28 protein-coding genes and 1 pseudogene are annotated in these 24201 nt (G+C 64.3%); 16 read left to right on the top strand and 13 right to left on the bottom strand.

Features of this window, described 5'->3' with window-relative positions; genetic code table 11:
• The first annotated feature begins 185 nt into the window (after nt 1-185).
• Entirely contained in the window at nt 186-641 is a 456-nt protein-coding gene (locus SAS01S_RS16685; protein WP_066811171.1) for a carboxymuconolactone decarboxylase family protein, read from the top strand.
• The gene (locus SAS01S_RS16680) at nt 629-1489 is read left to right on the top strand and encodes a sigma-70 family RNA polymerase sigma factor (RefSeq protein ID WP_066811162.1); all 861 of its coding nucleotides are present in this window, start codon (nt 629-631) and stop codon (nt 1487-1489) included. The genes SAS01S_RS16685 and SAS01S_RS16680 overlap by 13 nt, the downstream gene beginning before the upstream one ends.
• Here the strand turns inward: SAS01S_RS16680 and SAS01S_RS16675 are convergent.
• Nucleotides 1486-2169, bottom strand: coding sequence for a GNAT family N-acetyltransferase (locus SAS01S_RS16675; RefSeq protein WP_066811169.1), 684 nt, complete (start codon nt 2167-2169; stop codon nt 1486-1488). The genes SAS01S_RS16680 and SAS01S_RS16675 overlap by 4 nt on opposite strands.
• A 62-nt stretch (nt 2170-2231) precedes the next feature.
• Nucleotides 2232-2795 (bottom strand): YqgE/AlgH family protein, encoded by a 564-nt coding sequence (locus tag SAS01S_RS16670; RefSeq protein ID WP_066811166.1) that lies wholly within the window; start codon nt 2793-2795, stop codon nt 2232-2234.
• Nucleotides 2796-2906: 111 nt separating this feature from the next.
• Between SAS01S_RS16670 and SAS01S_RS16665 the strand changes: the two genes are divergently transcribed.
• From SAS01S_RS16665 to SAS01S_RS22620, 4 genes are all read left to right on the top strand, one after another.
• Nucleotides 2907-3389 carry a peroxiredoxin gene (locus SAS01S_RS16665; RefSeq protein WP_066811161.1) on the top strand — a complete coding sequence of 161 codons (483 nt, stop codon included), beginning with the start codon at nt 2907-2909 and terminating at the stop codon, nt 3387-3389.
• Nucleotides 3390-3492: 103 nt separating this feature from the next.
• The gene (locus SAS01S_RS16660) at nt 3493-3804 is read left to right on the top strand and encodes a hypothetical protein (protein WP_066811160.1); all 312 of its coding nucleotides are present in this window, start codon (nt 3493-3495) and stop codon (nt 3802-3804) included.
• A 58-nt stretch (nt 3805-3862) separates the two neighbouring features.
• A complete protein-coding gene (locus SAS01S_RS16655) occupies nt 3863-5299 on the top strand; it encodes an AMP nucleosidase (RefSeq protein ID WP_066811147.1) in 1437 nt (478 codons plus the stop codon).
• Between the two features lie 93 nt (nt 5300-5392).
• The gene (locus tag SAS01S_RS22620) at nt 5393-5926 is read left to right on the top strand and encodes a hypothetical protein (RefSeq protein WP_157082869.1); all 534 of its coding nucleotides are present in this window, start codon (nt 5393-5395) and stop codon (nt 5924-5926) included.
• 135 nt (nt 5927-6061) lie between these two features.
• Here SAS01S_RS22620 and SAS01S_RS16645 read toward each other — a convergent pair whose 3' ends face one another.
• The 3 genes from SAS01S_RS16645 to SAS01S_RS16635 are packed head-to-tail and all read right to left on the bottom strand — an operon-like array spanning nt 6062 to nt 9122.
• Entirely contained in the window at nt 6062-7891 is a 1830-nt protein-coding gene (locus SAS01S_RS16645) for a M2 family metallopeptidase (protein ID WP_066811139.1), read from the bottom strand.
• Between the two features lie 57 nt (nt 7892-7948).
• Nucleotides 7949-8710 carry an alpha/beta fold hydrolase gene (locus tag SAS01S_RS16640; protein ID WP_066811138.1) on the bottom strand — a complete coding sequence of 254 codons (762 nt, stop codon included), beginning with the start codon at nt 8708-8710 and terminating at the stop codon, nt 7949-7951.
• The gene (locus SAS01S_RS16635; RefSeq protein ID WP_439646847.1) at nt 8691-9122 is read right to left on the bottom strand and encodes a GFA family protein; all 432 of its coding nucleotides are present in this window, start codon (nt 9120-9122) and stop codon (nt 8691-8693) included. The genes SAS01S_RS16640 and SAS01S_RS16635 overlap by 20 nt, the downstream gene beginning before the upstream one ends.
• Nucleotides 9123-9215: 93 nt before the next feature.
• Here SAS01S_RS16635 and SAS01S_RS16630 point away from each other — a divergent pair, with 93 nt between their 5' ends.
• From SAS01S_RS16630 to SAS01S_RS16620, 3 genes are all read left to right on the top strand, one after another.
• On the top strand, nt 9216-9668 hold the full coding sequence (locus tag SAS01S_RS16630) for a MarR family winged helix-turn-helix transcriptional regulator (protein ID WP_066811126.1): 453 nt from the start codon (nt 9216-9218) through the stop codon (nt 9666-9668).
• On the top strand, nt 9661-10758 hold the full coding sequence (locus tag SAS01S_RS16625) for an HlyD family secretion protein (protein ID WP_066811125.1): 1098 nt from the start codon (nt 9661-9663) through the stop codon (nt 10756-10758). Before SAS01S_RS16630 ends, SAS01S_RS16625 begins: the two co-directional genes overlap by 8 nt.
• Before the next feature lie 61 nt (nt 10759-10819).
• The gene (locus SAS01S_RS16620; RefSeq protein WP_369405756.1) at nt 10820-12328 is read left to right on the top strand and encodes a DHA2 family efflux MFS transporter permease subunit; all 1509 of its coding nucleotides are present in this window, start codon (nt 10820-10822) and stop codon (nt 12326-12328) included.
• A 12-nt stretch (nt 12329-12340) separates the two neighbouring features.
• On the opposite strand, the gene SAS01S_RS16615 is transcribed toward SAS01S_RS16620, so the two are convergent.
• From SAS01S_RS16615 to SAS01S_RS16605, 4 genes and pseudogenes are all read right to left on the bottom strand, one after another.
• A complete protein-coding gene (locus tag SAS01S_RS16615) occupies nt 12341-12778 on the bottom strand; it encodes a GFA family protein (RefSeq protein ID WP_066811116.1) in 438 nt (145 codons plus the stop codon).
• A complete protein-coding gene (locus SAS01S_RS22995; RefSeq protein WP_245656959.1) occupies nt 12775-13065 on the bottom strand; it encodes a DsbA family protein in 291 nt (96 codons plus the stop codon). The genes SAS01S_RS16615 and SAS01S_RS22995 overlap by 4 nt, the downstream gene beginning before the upstream one ends.
• A gap of 15 nt (nt 13066-13080) precedes the next feature.
• Nucleotides 13081-13337: pseudogene (locus SAS01S_RS22990) on the bottom strand (transposase); the annotation flags it as partial.
• The gene (locus SAS01S_RS16605; RefSeq protein ID WP_066811164.1) at nt 13334-13603 is read right to left on the bottom strand and encodes a hypothetical protein; all 270 of its coding nucleotides are present in this window, start codon (nt 13601-13603) and stop codon (nt 13334-13336) included. The pseudogene SAS01S_RS22990 and the gene SAS01S_RS16605, both read right to left, overlap by 4 nt.
• A 198-nt stretch (nt 13604-13801) precedes the next feature.
• On the opposite strand from SAS01S_RS16605, the gene SAS01S_RS16600 reads away from it, so the two are divergent.
• Entirely contained in the window at nt 13802-14131 is a 330-nt protein-coding gene (locus SAS01S_RS16600) for a TfoX/Sxy family protein (protein WP_066811114.1), read from the top strand.
• Between the two features lie 77 nt (nt 14132-14208).
• Here the strand turns inward: SAS01S_RS16600 and SAS01S_RS16595 are convergent, their stop codons facing one another.
• On the bottom strand, nt 14209-15237 hold the full coding sequence (locus tag SAS01S_RS16595; protein WP_066811111.1) for an aspartate-semialdehyde dehydrogenase: 1029 nt from the start codon (nt 15235-15237) through the stop codon (nt 14209-14211).
• Nucleotides 15238-15347: 110 nt separating this feature from the next.
• Here SAS01S_RS16595 and SAS01S_RS16590 point away from each other — a divergent pair, with 110 nt between their 5' ends.
• Together SAS01S_RS16590 and SAS01S_RS16585 are read left to right on the top strand one after the other, a co-directional pair.
• Nucleotides 15348-16583 carry a cysteine desulfurase-like protein gene (locus tag SAS01S_RS16590; protein ID WP_066811108.1) on the top strand — a complete coding sequence of 412 codons (1236 nt, stop codon included), beginning with the start codon at nt 15348-15350 and terminating at the stop codon, nt 16581-16583.
• A 95-nt stretch (nt 16584-16678) separates the two neighbouring features.
• The gene (locus SAS01S_RS16585) at nt 16679-16888 is read left to right on the top strand and encodes a hypothetical protein (protein ID WP_066811105.1); all 210 of its coding nucleotides are present in this window, start codon (nt 16679-16681) and stop codon (nt 16886-16888) included.
• Between the two features lie 239 nt (nt 16889-17127).
• Here SAS01S_RS16585 and gatA read toward each other — a convergent pair whose 3' ends face one another.
• Both gatA and gatC read right to left on the bottom strand, forming a co-directional pair.
• Nucleotides 17128-18612, bottom strand: coding sequence for an Asp-tRNA(Asn)/Glu-tRNA(Gln) amidotransferase subunit GatA (gatA, locus tag SAS01S_RS16580; protein WP_066811103.1), 1485 nt, complete (start codon nt 18610-18612; stop codon nt 17128-17130).
• Nucleotides 18613-18724: 112 nt separating this feature from the next.
• The gene (gatC, locus tag SAS01S_RS16575; RefSeq protein WP_066811101.1) at nt 18725-19012 is read right to left on the bottom strand and encodes an Asp-tRNA(Asn)/Glu-tRNA(Gln) amidotransferase subunit GatC; all 288 of its coding nucleotides are present in this window, start codon (nt 19010-19012) and stop codon (nt 18725-18727) included.
• Nucleotides 19013-19098: 86 nt separating this feature from the next.
• Between gatC and SAS01S_RS16570 the strand changes: the two genes are divergently transcribed.
• A complete protein-coding gene (locus SAS01S_RS16570; protein WP_066811098.1) occupies nt 19099-20250 on the top strand; it encodes a DUF3089 domain-containing protein in 1152 nt (383 codons plus the stop codon).
• Nucleotides 20247-20714 carry a Holliday junction resolvase RuvX gene (ruvX, locus tag SAS01S_RS16565; RefSeq protein ID WP_066811095.1) on the top strand — a complete coding sequence of 156 codons (468 nt, stop codon included), beginning with the start codon at nt 20247-20249 and terminating at the stop codon, nt 20712-20714. The genes SAS01S_RS16570 and ruvX overlap by 4 nt, the downstream gene beginning before the upstream one ends.
• A 191-nt stretch (nt 20715-20905) precedes the next feature.
• On the opposite strand, the gene SAS01S_RS16560 is transcribed toward ruvX, so the two are convergent.
• Nucleotides 20906-21808, bottom strand: coding sequence for an AraC family transcriptional regulator (locus SAS01S_RS16560; protein ID WP_066811094.1), 903 nt, complete (start codon nt 21806-21808; stop codon nt 20906-20908).
• Between the two features lie 125 nt (nt 21809-21933).
• Here SAS01S_RS16560 and SAS01S_RS16555 point away from each other — a divergent pair, with 125 nt between their 5' ends.
• Both SAS01S_RS16555 and SAS01S_RS16550 read left to right on the top strand, forming a co-directional pair.
• Nucleotides 21934-22923 (top strand): aspartate carbamoyltransferase catalytic subunit, encoded by a 990-nt coding sequence (locus tag SAS01S_RS16555; RefSeq protein ID WP_066811093.1) that lies wholly within the window; start codon nt 21934-21936, stop codon nt 22921-22923.
• Entirely contained in the window at nt 22920-24116 is a 1197-nt protein-coding gene (locus tag SAS01S_RS16550; protein ID WP_066811092.1) for a dihydroorotase, read from the top strand. Before SAS01S_RS16555 ends, SAS01S_RS16550 begins: the two co-directional genes overlap by 4 nt.
• Nucleotides 24117-24201 lie beyond the last annotated feature (85 nt).

Here is a 24201-nt window from a genome sequence, read left to right as displayed (position 1 = left end):
CGTCAAAAATCTCCGGAAAAGTCGATTGATGCGCGCTCCTCTACCCAACCGGCCGCGCGATTGCAATCTCGATATAAAGATTTCTTTATATGATGCGGCGAACGATTTTTTTGGCGCGCCGTGTCACATCCGCTTCCGCTGTCTCGTCAGGTCTGCGCAACCCCGATGAAAAGGACCCGATGATGATGACTCCCCGCCTCAATGCCTGGACCGCTGCCCCCGAAATCACGCAAGCGTTTCTCGCTTATTCGAACGCCGTCGCCGAAAGCGGTCTCGAAAAGCCGCTGCTCGAACTGGTTAAGATCCGCTCGTCGCAGATCAACGGCTGCGCCAATTGCATCAACATGCACACGTTCGAAGCGCGCCAGGCCGGCGAGACCGAACAGCGCATCTATCTGACCTCGGCGTGGCGCGAGGCGCCGTGCTATACCGACCGCGAGCGCGCGGCGCTGGGTTGGACCGAGGCGCTGACGCTGATCGCGGACAAGGGCGCGCCGGACGATATCTATGCCGCACTCGATGCGCAGTTCAGCAAGGAGGAGCAGATTAAGCTCACGATGATGATCAATGTGATCAATGGCTGGAACCGCCTGGCGGTCGCTTTTCACCTGTTCGAGCCGAGCCTCGGATGGAAGGCGTGAGCGACGCCGCTTCCCAATTCGACGCGCTTCGGCCCCGGCTGATGCGCGTCGCCTACCGCATGCTCGGCTCGGTCGCCGATGCCGAGGACGTGGTGCAGGACGCCTGGCTACGCTGGGCCGATGCCGACCGAGACGCAGTCCGTGTGCCTGAGGCGTTCCTGCGCCGCGTGGTCACGCGCCTGTGTCTCGACCAACTCAAGTCGGCGCGGGTGCGGCGTGAGGAATATATCGGCCCCTGGCTGCCCGAGCCGGTGGTCGAGGCTGAGGAAGTGGAGGATGTCACTCTCCCCCTCATGCTCGCGCTCGAGCGGCTGTCACCGCTCGAACGCGCCGCCTTCCTGCTTCACGACGTGTTCGGTGAGAGTTTCGACGACGTCGCCGAGAGCCTGGGTCGCGACGCGGCGGCCTGCCGCCAGCTCGCCAGCCGCGCGCGCGACCATGTCCGGGCGGAAAAACCGCGCTTCCCAGTCGAGCGCGAACATGGCCTGGAGATCGCCCAGGCTTTCTTCGCCGCCACGCGTGGCGAAATCGGGGTGCTCGGGGCAATGCTGGCGGACGATGTGAGCCTCTATTCGGATGGCGGCGGCAAGCGGCCGGCCGCGGCGCGCATCATGCTCGGCGCGGACGAGGTCACGCGCACCTATGCGGCGATCAAACGCTTGCTCCAGGGCCGCTTCGGCGAGCTGATCCGCTTCGCCTGGATCAACGGCCTGCCCGGCTTCGTCACCCGCGAGGCCGATGGCGTGCTGCAGACCACCGCGCTGTTGATCGACGCCGGCCGGATCAAGGCGATCTACGTGATGCGCAATCCCGACAAGCTGCGACACCTCGAAGGCGCGTTACACTAGGTTCGAACGAGAATGCTCGCGGTGACGGTGCCATTGAGACGGAAGCCCAGGCTTTCGTAAAGCGCGATCGCGCCGACATTGCTGGCATAAGCGTGCAGCCACGGCGTCTCGCCTCGCGCGAGCATGCGCTCCGCTACCACGCGCATTAGCGCGCCGGCATAGCCGCGGCCGCGATGGTCGGGGTGCGTGCACACGCCGCTGACCTCGCTAAGGCCGGGCATCTTCATCCGCTCGCCCGCCATCGCGATCAGGGCGCCGTCCTGCTTCACGCCGATGAAATCGCCGAGCCGGTTGGTCTGGGCAGCATAGGGACCGGGTTGGGTCAGCGTCGCGAGATCGTACATTGCCGGCGCGTCGTCCTCGTTGAGGTCGACGATCTCGAACGTCGGCGGCTTTCCGACTGCCAGTCCCTCGCAGATCATCCGCACGCATTCGGCTTGCCGCACGAAACGCGTGCCCGGCGGCGCGGGCCAGTCTTCGCGCTCAACCATCCACAATTCGCCTTGTTCGGGCACGAGGGCGGCAAGCGCGGCAAGGCTTTCGGACGAGCGGTCGGCGGCCGCACCGAACACGCCATAATCGCGGTCGATCCGCCAAGCGCGCGCATCGCCTTCCGCGATAGCCGCCCAGCGCGTCGTCAATGCGTTCCAAACCGGTCGGTCGAGTTGCTCGTACCTCATATGGTCGGCGCTAAACATTGTCCCGGCCACCGCCAAGAGCGGATGCCAAGAGCGGATGGGCGTCAGGCTGTCCCGGTCTGGCTTGCGAGCAGGCGCGGATCGATCCCGGCGCGCTCGAACCCCTCGGTCCAGCGGTCGTCCGCTTCGGTGTCGAACAGCAACCGCTCGTCGCCGGCGATATTGAACCAGCCGTGGCGCAGCATCTCGCCATCGAGCTGCCCGGCGCCCCAGCCGGCATAACCGAGCGCCACCAACCAGCGGCTGGGTCCCTGCCCGTCGGCGATCGCTTTCAATATGTCGATCGTGCCCGACAATGCCCAACGCCCGGCGACGTCGATCGTGTCCTGGCCCGACCAGTCGGTCGAATGGAGTACGAAGCCACGGCGCGGCTCGACCGGTCCGCCGAAATGGACCGGCGCGTCCGGCGCCTCGCCCGGCTCGATATCGAATTGCTCGAGCACGTCGTGCAGCCCCAGCCCGTCGATCGTCGCGCCGATGCCGATGCCGATCGCGCCTTCGGTGTCGTGCCCGCACATCGCGATCACGGCGTGGTCGAACCGCGGATCGCCGATGCCCGGCAATGCGAGCAGAAACTGTCCGGTCAGAAAAGGGGCTGCCGACTCCATCATCGGTATTCTAAGCCGGTCGAACCGCTGCCGTCACGGCTTGAATTTCCCGACAGCGATGCCAAGTGCCGGGCGCGCGGCGCGTTGACGCGCCTATGAGGAGAGAACGACATGACCATTGCCGTTGGCGACAAGCTTCCTTCCACCAATATCGTCAAGGCGACCGAGAATGGTCCCGAGCAGCTCAGCTCGGACGATTTCTTCGCCGGCCGCAAGGTCGCTCTCGTCGCCGTTCCGGGCGCTTTCACCCCGACCTGCTCGGCACGCCACCTGCCTGGTTTTCTCGACAAGGCCGAGGACATCAAGGCCAAGGGCGTGGACGAGATCGCTTTCACCTCGGTCAACGACGCCTTCGTGATGGGCGCCTGGGGCAAGGCCAATGACGCCGCCGGCAAGGTCACCATGCTGGCCGACGGCAATGCCGATTTCGCTAAGTCGGTCGGTCTCACCTTCGATGGCTCCAAATTCGGCATGGGCGAGCGCAGCCAGCGCTATTCGATGATCGTCAACGACGGCGTCGTCGAAGAGCTCAACGTCGAAGCGCCGGGCGAGTTCAAGGTCAGTTCGGCGGAATATCTGCTCGAACAGCTCTGATCGGCTCGGATCGTCGCGTATCCGAAACAAACGAACACGCCGCGGGAACGTCAGGGGCTAGCCCCGCGTTCTCGCGGCGTCCTGTTTTTTTGTGGAGATCCCAATGGCCGACGATACCACCAGCACCGCAACGCCCGCCGCCGACTCGTTGCTAGTCGACAACGCGATCGAAACCGCTGAGAGCGCGCTCGAAACGGCGATCTCCGAAACGAAGACCTTCCTGTCCAAGGCGCAGGAGACGCTGACCAGTGCAGCAGAGACCGCGATCGCCGCGGTCAAAGAACACCCGGTCGCCGCTGCCGGGATCGCGGCCGGTGCTGCCGCTGCGGTAGCCGGTGCGGCTTACGGCGCATCCAAGCTGCTGTCGGACGACGACACGACGACGGGATCGAAGGCCACCAAGAAGAAGGGCTGACACCCGCACGACACGGCCACGACTTGCCAGCGTCATCCGCGTACTTTAGCTGCAGCGGATGACGCAGGCTTCCGATATCGTCGCCGAACTTGATCGGCTCTATTCCGCCTCGGTCGAACGTCTCCAGGACGCGCTGACGGCTTATCTCACCACCGGCAAGACGCCCGATCCCAAGTCGCGTACCGATGGCTCGTTCGCCTATCCCGAAATCCGCCTGATCTATCGCGGCGATCACGATCGCCCGACGCCGTTGCGGTCGTTCGGCCGGCTGTCCGAAGCGGGCGATTATCGCATCAGCGTGACCAAGCCGGGTATCTACGCCGATTATCTGACCGAACAGCTCGAGCTGCTGATCGAAGATTACGACGTCGAGGTCTCGGCAGTCCCGGGGCGGCAGGAAATCCCCTTCCCTTACGTGCTCGACCCGAGCCATGCACTTAACCTTGACGAAGTGTCGGCGGTCGAACTGGCGCGCTGGTTCCCGGCAACCGAGCTCGCCCATATCGGTGACGAGATCGCCGACGGGCTGCCGACGCCGGGCGAAGCGCGGCCGCTAGCCTTGTTCGATGGCCTGCGCACCGATTTCAGTCTGGCCCGGCTGCGGCATTACACCGGCACGCCGCCCGAGCACGTCCAGCGCTACGTGCTGTTCACCAACTATCACCGCTATGTAGACGAATTCGTCCGCTGGGCGTTCGACCAGCTCGGCGAGGGCAGCCGCTTCACCGGCGTCTCCGGCGCGGGCGGCGTGCTGTTGCGCGCCGGCGACGATATCGAAGCGGTGCTGGCCGATACCAGTGCGTGGCGACGGCACCAGATGCCGGCTTACCATCTGATGGCCGATGATCGCACCGGTATCACCCTGGTCAATATCGGCGTCGGGCCGTCCAACGCCAAGACGATCTGCGACCATCTCGCCGTGCTCCGCCCCGAGGCGTGGCTGATGATCGGCCATTGCGGCGGCCTGCGACCCAGCCAGCGGATTGGCGACTATGTCCTCGCACACGCTTATCTGCGCGATGACCATGTCCTTGACGACGTGCTGCCGCCCGAAATCCCGGTCCCGGCGATCGCCGAAGTCCAGGTCGCGATGGCGCGCGCGGCGGAGAAGATCAGCGGCCAGTCGGGCGAGGAGCTCAAGCGCCGCCTGCGCACCGGCACGATCGTCACCACCGACGATCGCAATTGGGAATTGCGCTACACCAAGTCGGCGTTGCGCTTCTCGCTCAGCCGCGCGGTCGGGATCGACATGGAATCGGCGACGATCGCGGCCCAAGGCTATCGTTTCCGCGTTCCTTACGGCACCTTGCTCTGCGTTTCGGACAAGCCGCTTCATGGCGAGCTCAAGCTGCCGGGCCAGGCCAATCGCTTCTACGAACGCGCGATCAACGAGCATATGCGGATCGGCATCCAGACCTGCGAGGAGCTCCGCCAGGAAGGCGCCAAGCTCCACAGCCGCAAATTGCGCGCGTTCAACGAGCCCCCGTTCCGCTAATGCGGCGCCCGGCTGTCACGGGACTATCACGACCCTGAAACAATCTGGTATGCGCGGGCGTTAGCGACCAACGAGAACAGGGGATTAGCTCTCATGGCCACGCCGCCGAAAAAGACGACTGCCAAGCCCGCCGCTGCGAAAACAGCCGCCAAACCCAAGGCTCCCGCAAAGCCCAAGGCTGCGGCCAAGCCCAAGACGGCGCCCGCGGCTGTAGCGGAAACCAAGGCCGTAGCCGCGCCAAAGGCTCCGGCCAAGGCCGCTGCCAAGCCGAAAGCCACGGCCAGGCCGGTCGCGAAGTCGGCTGGCACGGCAGCGGCCACGACACCAAAACCAGCGACCAAGTCTACCGCGCCAAAGGCGGCCAAGCCGAAGGCTGCGACCAAGCCCAAGACCCCGGCTGCGCCGAAGGCGTCAGCGCCAAAGCCCGCGCCGAAGCCGGCCACAGCAAAGCCCGCCCCAACGCCAGCGCCGGCCGCTCCCGCGCCATCGACACCCAGCCGCGCCGCGACGATTGCCAAACGCGGCGGCATCGCAGCCGGCATTGCCGGCGCGATCGGCGCGGTGGCGGCGTTGTTCACGCTGCGCGGCAGCAGTCGCAAGAGCGAGCCGAAGGACGAGGATTCCTGATCACGCTAATGGCGGATCGGTTATTTCAGCCTCATTCCAAACGTCACACCAGCGAAAGCTGGAGTGACGTTTGAGTTCGCTGGGATGACGGCTGTGGTTGGTGTGCGCGCTGGTACTCTTGAGCGACCACTCCGATCACCATCCGCTCGGTTTCCCCTTGTTCTGCTCGTCGAGCCACTTCTTCAACGGCGCGAAATAGTCGACCAGTGCCTGGCCTGAAATCTCGCGGCTGCTGGTGAATTCCTGCAACGCGTCGGGCCACGGTTTCGACTGGCCCATTTCGAGCATCTTCTGCAGCTTCGCACCCACCTCCTTGTTGCCGTAGAACGAGCAACGATGGAGCGGACCGGTCCAGCCGGCCTGTTTGCACGCCGCCTGGTAGAATTGGAACTGGAGCAACCGCGCCAGGAAATAGCGCATATACGGCGTGTTCGCCGGAATATGGTATTTCGCCCCCGCGTCGAATCGCGACGCATCGCGCACGACCGGCGGCTTGATGCCCTGATATTGCAATCGCAGCGCGTCCCAGGCCGATTGATATTGATCCGGCTTGATCGAGCCGTTGAACACGCCCCAACGCCATTTGTCGACCAGCAGCCCGAACGGCAGGAACGCGACCTTGTCCATCGCCTGGCGCAGCAGCAAGCCGGTATCCTTGTCCGCGCTTGGCACGCGCGATTTGTCGAGCAGGCCGATCTGGACGAGGTAATTGGGCGTGATCGACAAAGCGACGAAATCGCCGATCGCCTCATGGAAACCATCATTGGCGCCATTCGCATACAGGAACGGCTGGTTCATATACGCGCGCTGATAGTAATTGTGTCCAAGCTCGTGATGGACCGTCACGAAGTCGTCCGCGTTGACCTTGGTGCACATCTTGATGCGCACGTCCTGCTTGTTGTCGATATCCCAGGCCGAGGCATGGCACACGACTTCGCGATCGGCCGGCTTGACGATCATCGACCGCGCCCAGAACGTGTCGGGCAGCGGCGCGAAGCCGAGCGAGGAATAGAAGCCCTCCCCCGTCTTCACCATCTTGATCGGGTCGTATCCCTTGGCCTTGAGCAATCCCTCGGTATCGTAACCGATATCGCCCGCCCCCTTGGGCGCGACCACGTCGTAGATATTGCCCCATTCCTGCGCCCACATATTGCCGAGCAAATCGGCGCGGATCGGACCGGTCTTGGCCTGGACCGCATCGCCATATTTCTCGTTGAGCTTCCAGCGGACATAGGTGTGGAGCGAGAGGTAGAGCGGCTCGACCTGCTTCCACAGGCGGTCGGTCATCTTGGCGAAGTCGTCGGGCGGCATGTCATATCCCGCGCGCCACATCGCGCCGACATCGGAATAGCCGAGTTCCTTGGCGCCCTGGTTCGAGATGTCGACCATATGCGCGTAATCGGTCTTCATCGGCACGCCGACATTGTCGTTCCAGCTGACCCACATTTCCTTGAGCTTGGCCGGGTCGCGGGTCGTGCCCATCGCGGCTTCGATATCCGATCCGCTGATCGGCTTGCCGTCGAGCGTGCCCTTGCCCTTGCCATATTCGGACTGGAGCTTCGTCGCGATCGTCGACAACTCATCGGCCGCACCGGGCCGCGACGGCGCGGGCAAGGTGATGCCGTTGCGGATCAGGTCGAGCTTGCGCCTGGTGTCGGGCGACAGCCCCTGGACGTTGAGATATTTGGCCGCCTCGCCGGCATATTTGACCGCTAGTTCGGTCTGTCGCGCGCTGACCTCGGCCGCCATCGCGTCGGTGTCATCGGTGATATAGGTCGCGTTGATCCAGCCGGCGCGGTTGGCGTCGATCGAGATGTCGGCTAGGTCCTTTTCCGCCCTGGCGACGAAAGTATCCGCATCCGACGCGCTTGCCTGAGCATTTTTGTCGGGCGCGGTGGCGAGAACCACAGCGCCAGAAAGAACCAGCGCGAGCGCAAGGCCCGACGCCATCGCGGTACGGATCATGTTCAACGACTCCCCGAAACTTATCGGAGCGACACTGATCCCGCCGAGAGCCTGCGGTCAAGCGGCGAGAAAGTCGGCGATCGCCTGGCCGAGCTCGCGTTTGACTACCGCGCTCATGTGATTGCCCGGCACCTCGACATAACGCGCATCGGGTAAGGCATCTGCGAGCGCCGCAGCGCTGCCATTGTCGTCGTCGTCCGCGCCATTCACGCAGAGAGTGGGCCAGTCGAAATGCTCGATCTGCTCGATCGACGTGCTGACGAACGTATCGATCACCCCCAACAACGCCTGGGGATCGCCCCCGGTTGTTTTCAGGAACGCCTCGGCGAACCATTCGGGGCTGTTGCGCTCGTGCTTGCCCAAATTGGTCAGGATATTGCGGAAATGCCCGCCGCGCCGATCGGCCGAGGTCAGACCGTCCAGCCCCATCCCCGAAAAGATCACCCGGCGCGGATCGGCGCCCGTCGCCAGCAGCCGGCTGGTCGTCCGCGCGCCGAGCGAATAGCCGCCGAGGTCGAAGTCGGTGAGCCCGAGATGCGCGATCAGCGCGTGTCCATCCTGCGCCAGGGCATCGGGTGGATAGGCGGCAGGATCGTGCGGCCGCGCGCTCGACCCATGGCCGCGCAGATCGGGCATGATCACCCGGAACCCCCTGGCGGCGATTACACCGGCGTGGCCGTAGCGGATCCAGTTGGTCTCGGCGTCGGAGAAGAAGCCGTGGATCAGGACGACTGGCCGTCCCTCTCCAACCTCGCGCCAGGCCATGCGCTGGCCGTCGAAACTGTCGAAATATTGCGGCTCAATCGGGGAGTTTGCCAACGCTGTTCATCCATTTGTCGACCAAAGCCTGATGCTCGTCGCTCCGCTTGGCGGGAAGCGTGCTGGTGTCAAGCCAAGCCTCATGCCAGCTCTCCTTGCCGAAATGGCTGGTCGGCTTGAACCGTCCGGGATCGTCGAAGCTGCCGACGGTGAGGTCGAGGTTCTGGCCCTCGTCATATTCGAAGGTCAGCGGCGTTCCGCACGCGGAGCAAAAACCGCGCTGCGCCAAAGGCGACGAGCGATAGCGATCGGGCTCGTGCTCCCACGTCACCGCGGCCTTAGGCACGTTGCGGAACGCGATCGAGACTCCGCCAGTCGCGCGCTGGCACATTCGACAATGGCACAGATAGGCATCATCGCCATCGATCTCAGCGACATAGCGTAGGCGCCCGCACTGGCATCCGCCGCTCATCCTATCCGCCACCGAGCCCTCCTATGCTGCACTGCGCAAAAAATTTTGCGTCAGCTACTATTTTATATAAGCATACTCATTATATGTGTCGCCATGAGCGACTCACTCGGTTTCCTGATTAGCGATGTCTCGCGCCTGATGCGCCGTCGTTTCGACGAACGCGCCCGCGAAGTCGGTGCGACCCGCGCACAATGGCGCACGCTGACAACGCTCAGCCGCCACGAAGGTCTCAACCAGGGTGCACTGGCCGACCTGCTCGAAGTCGAGCCGATCACGTTGTGCCGGATGATCGACCGGCTCGAGGAATCCGGTTTGGTCGAGCGTCGCCGCGATCCGTCCGATCGCCGTGCCTGGCAATTGTTCCTGACCGACAAGTCGAAACCGATCCTCGACGATCTGCGCGCCATGGCCGCGGGCCTGTTCGATCAAGTCCTTCAGGGCATAGACGAAGCCGATCGTGCGGCGCTCGGCAAGACGCTTCAGCGCATGCGCGCCAACCTCCTCACTCTCCCCTCCCCCCGAACGACCGAGACCGCCCATGGCTGATGCCGATCCGAAAATAGAAACGAAGGGCGAAAAGGTCGCCGCCGCCAACGTCATCGAAACGGTCGAGGCGCCGCAGTCTGTCGCCAAGAAGCGCAATTGGGTGCGGGTCGCGTTGATGGTCAGTGTGCCGCTGCTGATTGCGGCGGTGGCGGGCTATTTCTACCTCACCGGCGGGCGCTATCAGACCACCGACAACGCCTATATCTCGCAGGACATGATCTCGATCAGCCCCGACGTGTCGGGCCGCATCGTGCAGGTCAACGTCAAGGAGAACCAGCGGGTCAAGGCGGGCGACGTGCTGCTCGTGATCGATCCCGAACCGTATCGCATCGCGCTCGAGCAGGCCAATGCGGCCATCGCCACCGCCCGGGTCGATGTGTCGACCAAGGCGACCGATACCGGCAGCGCTGCCGCCGATATCGAAAGCGCGAACGCCGACATCTCGCTCGCCCAGGCGACCTACGACCGCCAGAACGCTTTGTGGAAGAAAGGCTTCACCACCAAGGCCGCGCTCGACGCCGCGCAGCATGAGGTGTTGGCCGCCAAGGCACGTCTCGCCACCGCGCGCGCAGCAGCCAGCAAGGCCCAAGTCCAGCTCGGGAGCGGCGTCGCCGGATCAGGCGTTCCCGCCGCGGTTCAGGCCGCGATGGCCGAGCGCGACAAGGCGATGATGAACCTGCAGCGTACCGTCGTTCGCGCACCTCACGACGGCATCATCAGCCAGACCAGCCGGCTCCAGGTGGGCAATATCACGCCATCGGGCGTTCCCGCGCTCAGCCTGGTGATCAGCGATACGCCATGGGTTACCGCCAACTTCAAGGAAACCCAGCTCGGCAACATGCGCGTCGGGCAGCCGGTCGAGCTCAAGTTCGACGCCTATCCGGGGGTGAAACTGTGCGGCAAGGTGCAGAGCATCGGCGCCGGCACCGGATCCGAATTCTCGATCCTGCCGGCGCAGAACGCCAACGGCAATTGGGTCAAGGTGACGCAGCGCGTGCCGGTCCGCATCGCGATCACCTGCAGGTCCGATCGCGCGCTGATTGCGGGGCTGTCGACCAATGTCTCGGTTGACACCAAGCCCAATGGCTAGCGCGGCCGCTCCTGCATCTCCGGCGGCGGCGACGCCTGCGCAGCCCGCGCTTAGCAAACCCTTGCTGGAGTCGAGCAACCGCCCGCTCCTGACCATCGGCGTCATGGGCGCGATGGTGATGCAGATCCTCGACACCACGATCGCCAACGTCGCGCTGCCGCACATGACGGCGGCACTGGGCGCGACCACCGACACGATCACCTGGGTGCTTACCAGCTATATCGTCGCGACCGCGATTGCCTTGCCGGCGACCGGCTGGCTGAGCGATCGGCTGGGCAGCCGTAACCTGTTCCTGATCGCGGTCGCCGGCTTCGTTCTCGCCTCCGCCTTGTGCGGAACCGCGGTCAATTTGGGCGAGATGGTGGTGTTCCGCGCCTTTCAGGGCATTTTCGCCGCGTTCATCAATCCGTTGTCGCAAACCGCGATGATCGACATCAATCCCAAGGAACGGCAGGCGCAGGCCATGTCGGTCTGGGGAATGGGCGTGATGGTCGGGCCGATCCTGGGGCCAGTGCTGGGCGGCTACCTGACCGACAATTTCAACTGGCGCTGGGTATTCTACGTCAACCTGCCGGTCGGCGCCTTGACCTTCGCCATCCTGTGGTTCCTGCTGCCGTCGCGACCCAAGGCGACGCGATCGTTCGATTTCACCGGCTTCGCGTTCATCGGCCTGGCGGTGGCGAGTTTCCAGCTGATGCTCGACCGCGGCCAGAACCAGGATTGGTTCTCGAGCTGGGAAATCATTACCGAAGGACTGATCGCGATCGCCGCAGCATGGATCGCGCTGATCCATCTGGCCACGGCCAAAAAGCCGCTGTTCGATAGGCATTTGTTCAAGAACCGCAATCTCGTAACGGCGATGTTCTTCATGATCATCATCGGCATCTCGACCATGGCGCCGATGGCATTGCTGCCGCCGATGCTGCAGCAATTGTTCGGCTATTCGGTGGTCCAGACCGGCATGATGATGGCACCGCGCGGTGTCGGCGTGCTGTTCACGATGTGGCTGGCTGGCCGGTTGATCGGCAAAGTCGATACGCGGATCGTCATCGCGATCGGGCTGGTGTTGTTCGCCTGGTCGCTACACTCGATGGCGAGCTGGTCGCTCGAGATGGATTCCTGGCCAGTCATCACGTCCGGCTTTGTTCAGGGGCTGGGCATGGGCCTGGTGTTCATGCCGCTCAACAGCCTGGCCTTCGCGACGCTCGAGCAGAATTACCGCACCGATGGATCGAGTCTGCTCAACCTGATGCGGTCGATCGGCCAATCGGCCGGCATCTCGATGGTAACCGTGTTCCTGGCGCGCAACATCCAAACCAGCCATGCCGATCTCGCCCAGCACATTACCGATCATGCCGTTCCTGGATTCAATATCGGCCAGCTGTTTCAGCTCGGCGAGATGTCCGACGCGGTGTTCGGGATGGTCGACAATATGGTCAACCAACAGGCCGCGATGATCGCCTATATCGACGACTTCTACCTGATGTCGTGGCTCACGATCGCGGTGCTGCCGCTGGTCCTGCTGTTGCAGAAGCCCAAGGGCAAGGTCGAGGTGGTGCACGCCGAATAGCGCGCGCAAGGTTCACCGCGACAGGACAGCGGCAAATTCGGCCATCGGCGGGGTTTCGTCGAAACAGGGAATGCCCTCGGCGATCGTCACCCAGGGTTGCTTGCTCTTCACCCAGATATGCACGCGCGGTTCGAGCGTGCGGTTATGGTCGAGCGTGCCGGCGCGGACGACGGCAATTCCCGGTCGCGAACTATTCGTGTTCCACAGCCGGTTATGACACGCGCCGCACGCGCGCTGGTGGGACAATGCGCCGCTCTCGTTGGTGACGGTGAACTCGACAATCGGGCCGGTCGCGCTGATCGCGGTTTCGGGCACCACCGCCTGCTCGCTGAACGCGCTGCCCGACCAACGCTGGCAATCGGTGCAGTGGCAGCAATAGATCGCGGTCAGGGTGTCAACCGCCAGCTCATAGCGCGCCGCGCCGCAGCGGCAGCCACCAGTGAATGTCATGCGCGTTTCTCCAACCCGGCTTGCTCCATCCGCCACATAGCGAGGTCGATCCGATCCTGCCCGAAAAAGGGCTCGTCGTTGAACACCAGGGTCGGCACCCCCCAATGGCCGGCGGCCTCGAGCGCCTCCTGGTTGGCGGCGACTTCGGCGTCGAGCGTGTCCGCGTCGCGCTCGGCTTCGGCGTCGAGATCGGTCATGTCGAGCTCCGCGCGTGTTGCTGCACCGGCAAGATGATCGCCGAGATGCCAGTCCACCGCGCCGCCCCAGACGAGTTGCGCCAATTTCATCGGCAAAAGCGAACCCCCTGCATGGGCGGCGGTGATGGCATCCATCAGCCTGCCCCACACACCTGCTTTCCGCCATCGCACGAACCGTTTGTAGCAGGTCGTACGCGGGCCGTAGCGCTCCGGCAGGTCGCACCATGGTGCGCCGGTCGGAGCACCCAGACGATGCCGTTCAGCACGCGGCGGTCATCGACGCGCGGCACGCCTCTGGGCGTGTTGGGCAGCAACGGCTCGATCACACGCCACTCGAAGTCGGTCAGGTCGTATCGGCTCATGCCGACGCTGAATCATAATCTCCATGCTCGGTGAAGAGGCGTTCGAGCAGGCTGGCGTCGCTGATACTGCCGTCGCTGCAAAAAATCTCGATCTCTGGCGTGTGGTCGGGGAAGAACTCCACCTCCCACCGCTCTCCGGGAACCGTCACCTGCACCATGACCGCACCTTCACGAACCGAAGTTAGCGTGAAGTGGATGCGTGCCTCCTCAAGCCTGCCAAGAAAGGAGGACACATCTGCAAGAGAACTACCGATCGGATCATTCATGATCAGAGCGTAGCTGGAAGCCCTGACGCTGCCAACCACCCGCGCTTTATGGGTTCACGGCCTAGATCACTTCCGATCTCGGCACCGATTTATCGTCCGATAAACTATCCGGTTGCGGATCGGCAATCGGCCCTTGAACCGGCGGCCTGTCCATGTCCCAGTGTCGCGGCTTTTCATTGATCATGCGGATTATCGACCATGGCACGTGACGCCGGCCTCGAAGAATTGCTGAGGGAGCGCCTCGATGACGTGGCAGGGTTGACCGAGCGGTCGATGTTCGGCGGCTGGGCGTGGTTGCTCGACGGCCATTTGCTGTGCGGCGCGCGCGACGACGGCGTTCTTGTCCGCCTGGGCAAAGGCAATGACCTATGGGCGCTCGACATCGACGGGATCGCGCCGATGATTTCCCGCGGCCGGGCGATGGCCGGTTGGGTACGCGTTGCGCCAGAGACGTTTGGCGACGACGCGATCGCCGCCCAGCTGATCGATACCGCGCTGACGTTCGTGCGGTCGCTGCCCGCCAAATAGCAGCCGCCCGCTCGCATCGGCCGAAGATGGGACATACCGGCGGCGCTGCTGCCTCGTCCGGCAGCAGCGCCCCGGCTTCAAGCCGCCTTCTTGAGGTACCGGCGCCCGAGCAATTCCGCGATCTGCACGGCGTTGAGCGCCGCGCCCTTGCGGAGATTGTCCGACACGCACCACAGCGACAGGCCATTATCGACGGTCGAATCCTCGCGGACGCGGCTGACGAAGGTGGCATATTCGCCGACGCATTCGACCGGGGTGACGTAGCCGCCATCCTCATGCTTATCGACCAGCATGATGCCGGGCGCCTCGCGCAGGATCGACTTGGCCTTGGCCGCCGAAATCTCGTGTTCGAACTCGATGTTGATCGCTTCCGAATGGCCGACGAACACCGGCACGCGGACGCAGGTCGCGGTGACCTTGATCTTGGGGTCGAGGATCTTCTTGGTCTCAACCACCATCTTCCACTCTTCCTTGGTCGAGCCGTCCTCGAGGAACTTGTCGATGTGCGGGATGACGTTGAAGGCGATCTGCTTGGTGAATTTGCGCGCCTCGGCCTGGTCGCCGACGAAGATGTTGCGCGATTGCTCGAACAGCTCGTCCATCCCGGCTTTGCCCGCGCCCGACACCGACTGATAGGTCGCGACGACGACGCGCTTGATCGTCGCGGCATCGTGCAGCGGCTTGAGCGCAACGACCATCTGCGCGGTCGAGCAGTTCGGATTGGCGATGATGTTCTTGCGCGTATAGCTGTGGATCGCCTCCGGGTTCACCTCGGGCACGATCAGCGGCACGTCGGGGTCCATGCGATAGAGCGACGAATTGTCGATCACGGTGCAGCCAGCCGCGGCGAAGCGCGGGGCGTGGATCGCGGTCGCGTCACTGCCGATCGCGAACAGCGCCATATCCCAGCCGGTCGGGTCGAAATGCTCGATGTTTTTAATGGTCAGCATACGGCCGGTTTCGCCATATTCGACCTGGTTGCCGGTCGAGCGCGCCGAGGCGACGACCGCGATCTCGTCGGCCGGAAACTCACGTTCGGCCAGGATATTCAGCATCTCGCGCCCGACATTGCCGGTCGCGCCGGCGACGACCACACGGTAACCCATCACATCGATCCCATTTTCATGCTCGCCATAGCGGGCGGCGCTTGCTCTTTAGGCCCCACAAGAGAGAATGGAAGCGGGCAATTTCTTGATACTGAAGCAAGGTCAGCTTGATGCAGAATTTCCCGATCGACCGTATCCGCGTACGCTTTCCGGCTCTGTCGCGCGAGGTCGAGGGTCAGCCCGCGGTCTATTTCGACGCGCCCGGCGGCACCCAGGCATGCGACACCGCGATCGTCGCGATGACCGCGCATCTGAGTAAGGGTACCGCCAATGCCGGTGGTCCGTTCGCGACCTCGATCGAGACCGACCGCCTGTCCGACGACGCCCACGCGGCAATCGCCGACCTGCTTGGCGCTCAGCCCGAGGAGATCGCGTTCGGGCCCAACATGACGTCCCTCACCTTCGCCGTCTCGCGCGCGCTCGCCCGCGATTGGCGCGAAGGCGACGAACTCGTCGTCACGCGGCTCGACCATGACGCCAATGTCGCGCCGTGGCTGCAGGTCGCCGAAGATCGCGGGATGACGGTGCGCTGGCTCGATTTCGATCCGGCGACCGGGCGCTGGACGCTCGACGATCTTGCCGTATTGCTGGGACCGAAGACGCGGCTAGTAGCGCTCGGCGTCGCCAGCAACGCACTCGGCACGATCAATCCGATCGCCGAGGCGGTGAAGCTGGTTCGCCAGCGAAGCGACGCTTTTGTCTATGTCGACGCGGTGCAATCGGTTCCGCACCTGGTCACTGACGTGGCCGCGATGGGCGCCGATTTCGTCGCTTGCTCGCCATACAAATTCTTCGGGCCGCATCAGGGTGTGCTGTGGATGAACCCGCGCCTCGACGACAGTGTCCGCGCCTACAAGGTCCGCCCTGCTGGCAATGACGGTGCGCATCGCTTCGAGACGGGGACGCCGTCGTTCGAAGGCCAGGCGGGGGTGCTCGGCACAGTCTCCTATCTCGAATGGCTGGGCGAACTCGCCGATCCCAGCGCGAACAGCCGGCGCTCGCGGCTGGTTGCGGCGATGACCGCCGCCACGGCCTATGAGGTCGACCTCGGCAACCGTCTGCTCGCCGGACTCGCGGCGATCCCCAGCCTCCGGCTCTGGGGTCCGCCAACGATGGAGGGGCGCGTCCCGACCTTCTCCTTCACGCTGTCCGGCCATGCCGCTCCGGTGATCGCGCAACACCTGGCGAACCGCGGAATCGTCGCCTGGGCCGGGCATTTCTATGCGGTCGAAGCCGCCGCCCGGCTCGGCCTTGCCGACAAGGGCGGCCTCCTCCGCGTCGGCCTATGCCATTACAACACCGCCGAGGAGGTCGACCGGCTGATCGCCGCGCTCAACGAGATTTAGCGCCATCGATGTCGGGTAAATTTACAGGTAACCATCTTCGTTAATCCGAAATGACGCATTTCCGCCATTGGCACGGGTCATGCGTAAAGACGCGCATGTTCGCGAAGATCGCCCGCCTGTTCGTCATCAAGACCAAGTTCGAGGCATTCATGGTGATCTATGGCCTGGGCCTGGGCGCGGTCGAGCGCGGGGTCCATTACATCCAGCAATATCCCGGTTTCGGCGGCTGGATGCTGTTCTCGGTGTGCCCGATCGCGGTGTTCATGGCCGGTGCGCGGATCTTGGATTCGGTCGAGCGGAACTGACGTCGGTGGTGCACCGCCGGTCCAAATCCTTGTGACAAGCTTAGGTTGAGAACCCGATTAAGCCGTTGTTCTTGAAGCGATCCATTTTCAAAACTCGCCATCCCAGCGAAAGCTGGGATCTCAAGCGGCATCGCGTCACCGCCAGACCAACATCGGGTCGGATCGTCCCCCGGACGATCCTTGAGCATGCGGGGCATGCTCAACCCGATGTTCTTTCGCTGGGGTGACGGTAAAATACCCTACCACCAAGCGTCAGGCCGCGCCCTGAACCCGGCGCGCTCTTCGATCGCGAGGCACGCATCGAGCACGCCTTGCTCGTCGAGCGCCTTGCCGATCACCTGGAGCCCGAGCGGCAGCCCGGCTTTGTCCAGGCCACCGGGCACCGACATCGCCGGCAGGCCAGCAAGGCTCGACGGCACGGTGAAGACGTCGTTCAGATACATCGCGATCGGATCAGCCGATTTCTCGCCGAGCGCGAATGCCGCCGACGGCGCGGTCGGGGTGAGCAGCAAGTCGCATGTCTCCCAGGCGCGATCGAAATCGCGTGCGATCAGGGTGCGGACCTTCTGCGCCTGCGTGTAATAGGCATCGTAGAAGCCCGCCGAGAGCACATAGGTGCCGATCAGGATGCGGCGCTTGACCTCCGCGCCGAAGCCCGCGGCGCGGGTCGCGGCGTACATTTCCTGGAGATTGGCGCCCTCGGGCAAGTCGCGCAGACCGTAGCGCACGCCGTCATAGCGCGCGAGGTTGGACGAAGCCTCGGCCGGGGCAATGATGTAATAAGCCGGCAGCGCATATTTGGTGTGCGGCAGCGACACCTCGACCACCTCGGCGCCGGCATCCTTCACCCAATCAATGCCCTGCTGCCACAATGCCTCGATCTCAGGCGGCATGCCGTCGACGCGATATTCCTTGGGGATGCCGATGCGCTTGCCGGCCAGGCTGGCGTTGAGGCCCGCTTCCCATTTGGGCACGTCGAGCTGAAGGCTGGTCGAATCCTTGGCGTCGAACCCGCTCATCGTCTCGAGCATGATCGCGCAATCGCGCACGTCGCGCGCCATCGGCCCGGCCTGGTCGAGGCTCGAGGCGAAGGCAATGATGCCCCAGCGCGAGCAGCGGCCATAAGTCGGCTTGATCCCGGCAATGCCGGTGAACGCGGCGGGCTGGCGGATCGAGCCGCCGGTGTCGGTACCGGTCGCCGCCGGGCACAACCGCGCCGCGATCGATGCCGAGCTACCGCCCGACGATCCGCCGGGCGCAAGCGGGGCGTTGCCGCCATCGGCGCGTCGCCAGGGCGAGATGACGTTGCCGAAATAGCTGGTCTCGTTCGACGATCCCATCGCGAACTGGTCCATGTTGAGCTTGCCCAACATGCCCGCGCCCGCATCCCACAATCTCTGCGAGACGGTCGATTCGTATTCGGGCTTGAACCCTTCGAGGATGTGGCTCGCTGCCGCCGACTGCACGCCTTTGGTGCAGAACAAGTCCTTCATGCCGATCGGCACGCCAGCCAAGGGTTTCAGCGTTTCGCCAGCGGCCCGCGCGGCATCGGCTTCCTTGGCCGCGGCGATCGCGTGATCGGGGGTCTCGACCAGAAAGGCGTTGAGCTGCTTCGCCTTGCTGACCGCGACGATGAACGAATCCGCCACCTCGCGCGCCGAGAAGGTGCCGGCGCGAATGCCGTCGCGAAGCTCGCGGACGCCGAGATCGGTGAGGTTGGTCACTTCACATACTCCGTCATCCCCGCGAAAGCGGGGACCCAGCTCGCGCGCGAGCCGCTAAATAGAACGTCCAGGTGATGGGCCCCCGCTTTCGCGGGGGTGACGAATGGGGACATTATTCGATCACCTTGGGCACGGTGAAGAAGCCGTGTTCGGCCTGGGGCGCGTTGGCCAGCACCGCGTCGCGCTTGCCGCCGTCGGTGACGACGTCGTCGCGCAGGCGCAGCGTATTGGCGATGACCGCGGTCATCGGTTCGACCGACGACGTGTCGACTTCTCCCAATTGCTCGATCCAGCCCAGGATGTTGTCGAGTTCGGGCGCGATCTTCGCGACCTCCTCGTCGGTGATCGCGATGCGAGCGAGGCTCGCGATCTTCTTCACGGTTGCAGCGTCTACGGACATGGCCGCGCGGCTAGCAGAGCGGCCGCCACGATTGCAACCGCCGCGACGATGAGGCACGGGACCCGAACCGCAATCGGAGCGCGTTCTTGGCCCGCAAATTCCTGTACCTGATGATCGTCCTGATCCTGCTCGCCGTGGCCGGCGCGTTCGTTTATCACTTTTACGCCAAGGACCTGATGAAGGCGGCGCTGATTCCCAGCGCGAAATTCGAAGGCGGCCCAACCGCCCCGGAACAGGCCTATGAACAGGTCGACATGTGGTTGGCGCGGCCCGACATTCCGAATAATCCGGCTTTGTGGACACCGGCCAATTACAAGCCGGGGGAGAAACCGCCGGCCGCGGTCTTCTTCATTCATCCGACCTCGTACATCGACCGCACGCATTGGAATGCACCGCTCGACGATGCCCAGGCCAACAACACCGCCGCGGTATTCCTGCGCGGCCAGGCTTCTGCGTTCAACGAGGTCGGCGAAATCTGGGCGCCGCGCTATCGCCAGGCGACGTTCGGCGCTTTCCTGACCAGCGAGGCCGAGGCACAGAAGGCGCTCGATTTCGCCTATCGCGACGTGTTGGCCGCGTTCGACGAGTTCCTCAAAGAGGTCGGACCGGATCGTCCGATTATCCTGGCCGGGCACAGCCAGGGCGCGCTCCACCTCGAACGACTATTGCGCGAGCGGGTGGCGGGTCAGCCGCTCGCGAAGCGGATCGTCGCGGCCTATATCGTCGGCTGGCCGATCTCGAAGACCAATGACCTCCCGGCGCTCGGCCTGCCCGAATGCGCGACGGCCGAGCAGGCCGGGTGCATCCTGTCGTGGCAGAGCTTCGCCGAGCCAGCCGACCCGTCGATGATCACCGACGTCTATGACGGGACCACCGGGTTCGACGGCAAGCCGCGCAAGGGCACCGACATGGTCTGCACCAATCCGATCACCGGCACGCCGGGGGCCGCTGCGGAAGCGAAGGACAATCTCGGGACGCTGATCCCGTCCAAGGATTTGGGCAGCGCGACCTTGGGCGTGCCGGGGGTCCCCGGCAAATGTTTCGGGCGCGGGTTCCTGTCGATCGGCGACCCGGTCAATCTCGGTGGCTATGTCCTGCCCGGCAACAATTACCATGTGTTCGATTATTCGATGTTCTGGGTAAACGTCCGGAACGACGCCGCGCGGCGGTTTGCGAGCTTTACCGGTGGCAAGCCTGCGGCGCCTCTCACGCGTACTCCTACCGCCGAGAGTCGATGATCACCGAGGATCGCGTGGCGTTTCGCGCCGCTTTGCCCAACGGCGGGCGCCTGCTCGGGCTCGATGTCGGGACCAAGACGATCGGCACCGCCTTGTGCGATGCCGGCTGGAGCTTCGCCAGCCCAGCCGAACTGATTCGCCGCACCAAGTTCACAGCGGACAAGGCGCTGCTCGCCGCGCTGGTGGCAACGCAGTCGGCCAAGGGCATCGTCGTCGGCCTGCCGCTCAACCTCGACGGCACCGATTCGCCACGCACCCAATCGACCCGGGCATTCGCCCGCAACATCGCCGATCTCGGCCTACCGATCCTGCTCTGGGACGAACGCTGGTCGACCCAGGCGGTCGAACGCCAGATGATCGCCGAGGACCTGAGCCGCGCCAAACGCGCCGAACGCGTCGATAAGCTGGCCGCGAGCTACATCCTTCAGGGTGCGATAGACGGACTGGTTGCCGTCCAGCCCTAGGTCGGGGCCTCATATTCCTGTCGACATCCCCGCGGAATCCTCCCGTCATCCCAGCGCACTCTCCCGTCACCCCAGCGAAAGCTGGGGTCTCTGGCGGTGACGCGATGCCGCTTGAGATCCCAGCTTTCGCTGGGATGACGAGTTTTGGAAATGGATCGCTTTAAGAACAACGGACTATTTGGGTTCTCAACCTAATCGCCCTGCCCGGCCTCACCTTGATGGATGTGCAGCCCCTGCACCGGCGCACCCAGCACGCGGTGGCGCTCTTCAGCCGCCCGGCGCAGTGCCTCGCGCGGCAAGCGGAAATAGGCGAGCGGAGTCATCCCCATGCAGGCCTTGAAGTCGCGGTTGAAATGCGCCTGGTCGTAATAACCTGGATCGATCAGTTCGCCGAGCGGCTGGTCGAGCTGGTCCCGCACCTTGGCCAGAGTCCGCAGGAAGCGCTGACGGCGCAGCAATCGCACCGGCGGAAACCCGAACACGGTGGTACAGACGCGATGCAGCGTGCGCTGTTCGATCCCGAGTTGCTCGGCGAGATCGCCGACATGGTCGACCGTTCCCGACAGCAGCGCGTGCTGCACCTGCACCGCCAGCCCGCAATAAGCGCTCGGCGACGCCGGCCGCGCGCCGAGGATCGTATCGAGAATCGCGACGCGCTCGGCATCGGTGCGCACTTCCAGCAGCCTCGAAAGGATGGCCGAACCCGACCGGCCCAATTGGCCATCGAGCGGGACGGTACGGTTGGCGAGTCCCGACGCGTCGCCGCCGATCAGTGTCAGCCAGCCAAGCGGCGTAAGCCCGACGCCCAGAACGAGTCCGCCATCGGTCGCGAACCACCGCGCGCGGTCGGTAGGACCAAACAACACCGACCTGGGGGGTTGGATCGCTTCCCCGCCTTCGCCGTCCTCGAATCGCCACACACCGTTGAGCGCAAAGCGAATGTTCGCCCATTCCGGATGGGTGAAATCGGCCAACGGCCCAAAGGATTCGAGGAAATAATAAGAGGTGACGAGCGGACGCAGCCCTTCGGCGGGCAGGTAGAAGCGGATCTCCGGCGCGCCGGGCCGTGGGCTGGTCGCTGATGGCGCCGTCATGTTTTCCCTTCGAGTCCATTCTGTCCAAAAGCCGGCAGCAGCGAAAGCCCCATAATGGACCGAAGTGTATCAACCCGGGTTGCGTGCTTGCGCCCCCGCCCGAGCGGGTCTAGGCGACGGCTTTAATGCAACCTTCCGATCATCGTCCCGCGGCCCTTATCGAGGGCGGCGCCGTCTTTCCGCACGGGCATCTGACCGGCATCTCCGGCCTTCAGCCCCATGAGATCGCCTTCCTGCTCGACGAGGCGGAGCAATGGGTCGAGGCGAACCGCAATCGCGCCAAGCCCGACAAGCGCCTCGCGGGCCTCACCTTGATCAATGCGTTCTTCGAGAATTCGACGCGGACGCTTCTGTCGTTCGAAATCGCCGGAAAGCGACTGGGCGCCGATGTCGTCAACATGGCGGTCGCGCAATCGAGCGTGAAGAAAGGCGAGACGCTGATCGACACCGCGATGACGCTGAACGCGATGCGCGCCGACGTCATCGTCATTCGCCATTCCAGTTCGGGCGCGGTGCGGTTGATCGCCGGCAAGGTCGATTGCCCGGTGCTCAACGCCGGCGACGGTAGCCACGAACATCCGACCCAGGCGCTGCTCGACGCGCTGACGATCCGGCGGCGGCGTGGCAGCATCGCCGGACAGCGTGTGGTGATCTGCGGCGATATCCTGCACAGCCGCGTCGCGCGGTCGAACATCCTGGCACTCACGGCGCTGGCGGCCGAAGTCCGCGTCGTGGCGCCGGCAACGTTGATGCCCGCGGCGATCGAGCGAATGGGCGTGACACCTTATGCCGATTTCGACGCTGCGCTCGACGGTGCCGATGTGGTGATGATGCTGCGTTTGCAGAACGAGCGCATGTCGGGCGCGTTCATCCCCTCCACTCGCGAATTCCACCTGCGCTACGGGCTGACGCTCGACCGGTTGGCGCTGGCCAAGCCCGACGCGCTGGTGATGCATCCCGGACCGATGAACCGCGGCGTCGAGATCGATTCGAACGTCGCCGATCATATTGAACGCTCGGCGATCACCGAGCAGGTCGAAATGGGCGTCGCGGTGCGGATGGCGTGTCTGGACGTGCTGACCAGGCGAGCACGCAAGGTGGAGGGCTGGGCATGACCGCGCTCCGCTTCGTCAACGCTAAGATCGTGCGGTCCGACGGCGTCGCCGAGGGCGAGCTTCACGTCGTGGGCGACACTATCGTCGATAATGCCGCCCACGCCGAGATTATCGATTGCGGCGGCAAGCTGCTCGCGCCGGGGATCGTCGATCTCGGCGTATTCGCGATCGACCGCGAGGCCTTCCGCGCCGGCGGCATCGTCCGCGTCGGGTTGATGCCCGATCAATCGCCGGTGCTCGATGGCCCGGGCATCGTTCAGCGCTCGTCGCTGGTCGGCAAGCCATTGCTATGGATCCACCCGATCGCCGCAGCGACCAAGGGACTGCTAGGCACGGACCTCGCCGAAATGGCGATCATGAAGGGCGCGGGCGCCAAGGCGGTCGGCACTGGGCGGCACTGGATCGCCGATTCGGGCGTCATGCGCAAAGTGCTGGCTTATGCACGCGACCTCGATCTAACCGTCATCACCCACGCCGAGGATGGCGGCCTGACCGGCAACGCCGTCGCGACCGAGAGCGAGACCGCGACGCGACTCGGCTTGCCCGCCGCGCCAGCCGTGGCCGAGGCGCTCGCGATCGCGCGCGACATCGCGCTGACCGAGGATACCGGCGCGCGGCTGCATTTCCGTCAAGTAACGACTGCGGCCGGGCTCGACCTCGTCCGCGCGGCCAAACGACGCGGCGTCGGGGTCACCTGCGGGATCACCCCTGCTCATCTACTGTTGTCCGACAATGCGATGAGCGATTTCCGCACCTTCGCGCATCTCTCCCCTCCCCTGCGGTCGGAAGAAGATCGCAAGGCGGCGCTGGTCGCGGTGGCGGACGGGACGATCGACGTGTTGTGTTCGGGCCACGATCCGCGCGGCCCCGAGGAAAAGCGACTGCCTTTTGCCGATGCGTCGCCCGGGGCATCGGGCGCGGAAACGCTGCTGGCGCTCAGTCTCGGGCTCGACCTGCCGATCGAGCGGCTGTTCGCCCTGCTCGCGGTCAATCCGGCCAAGGTGCTCGGGCTCGACAGCGGCGTGCTAGCGCCGGGGCAGCCCGCCGACCTGATCCTGCTCGACCCGGACGCGCCCTGGCAGATTCGTGGCGAGGCGATGAAAGCAAGGGCAGGCAATACGCCGTTCGATGGGTTGCCGACCCAAGGTAAAGTGCTCCGCCTGTGGAAGGGCGGGAAAGAGATTAGTGCTTAACAGAAACTCCTCTCCCGCTTGCGGGAGAGGTCGGGTGAAGGTCTTCTTTCTTCTTCCAAGCAGCTCGCAACCACAAAAGAAGTAA

Origin of the sequence: Sphingomonas asaccharolytica NBRC 15499 (assembly GCF_001598355.1) — a bacterium.
Taxonomy (GTDB): Bacteria; Pseudomonadota; Alphaproteobacteria; order Sphingomonadales; family Sphingomonadaceae; genus Sphingomonas; species Sphingomonas asaccharolytica.
The sequence above is the reverse complement of the archived record's forward strand: the minus strand, read 5'-3'. Positions and strand labels throughout refer to the sequence as shown.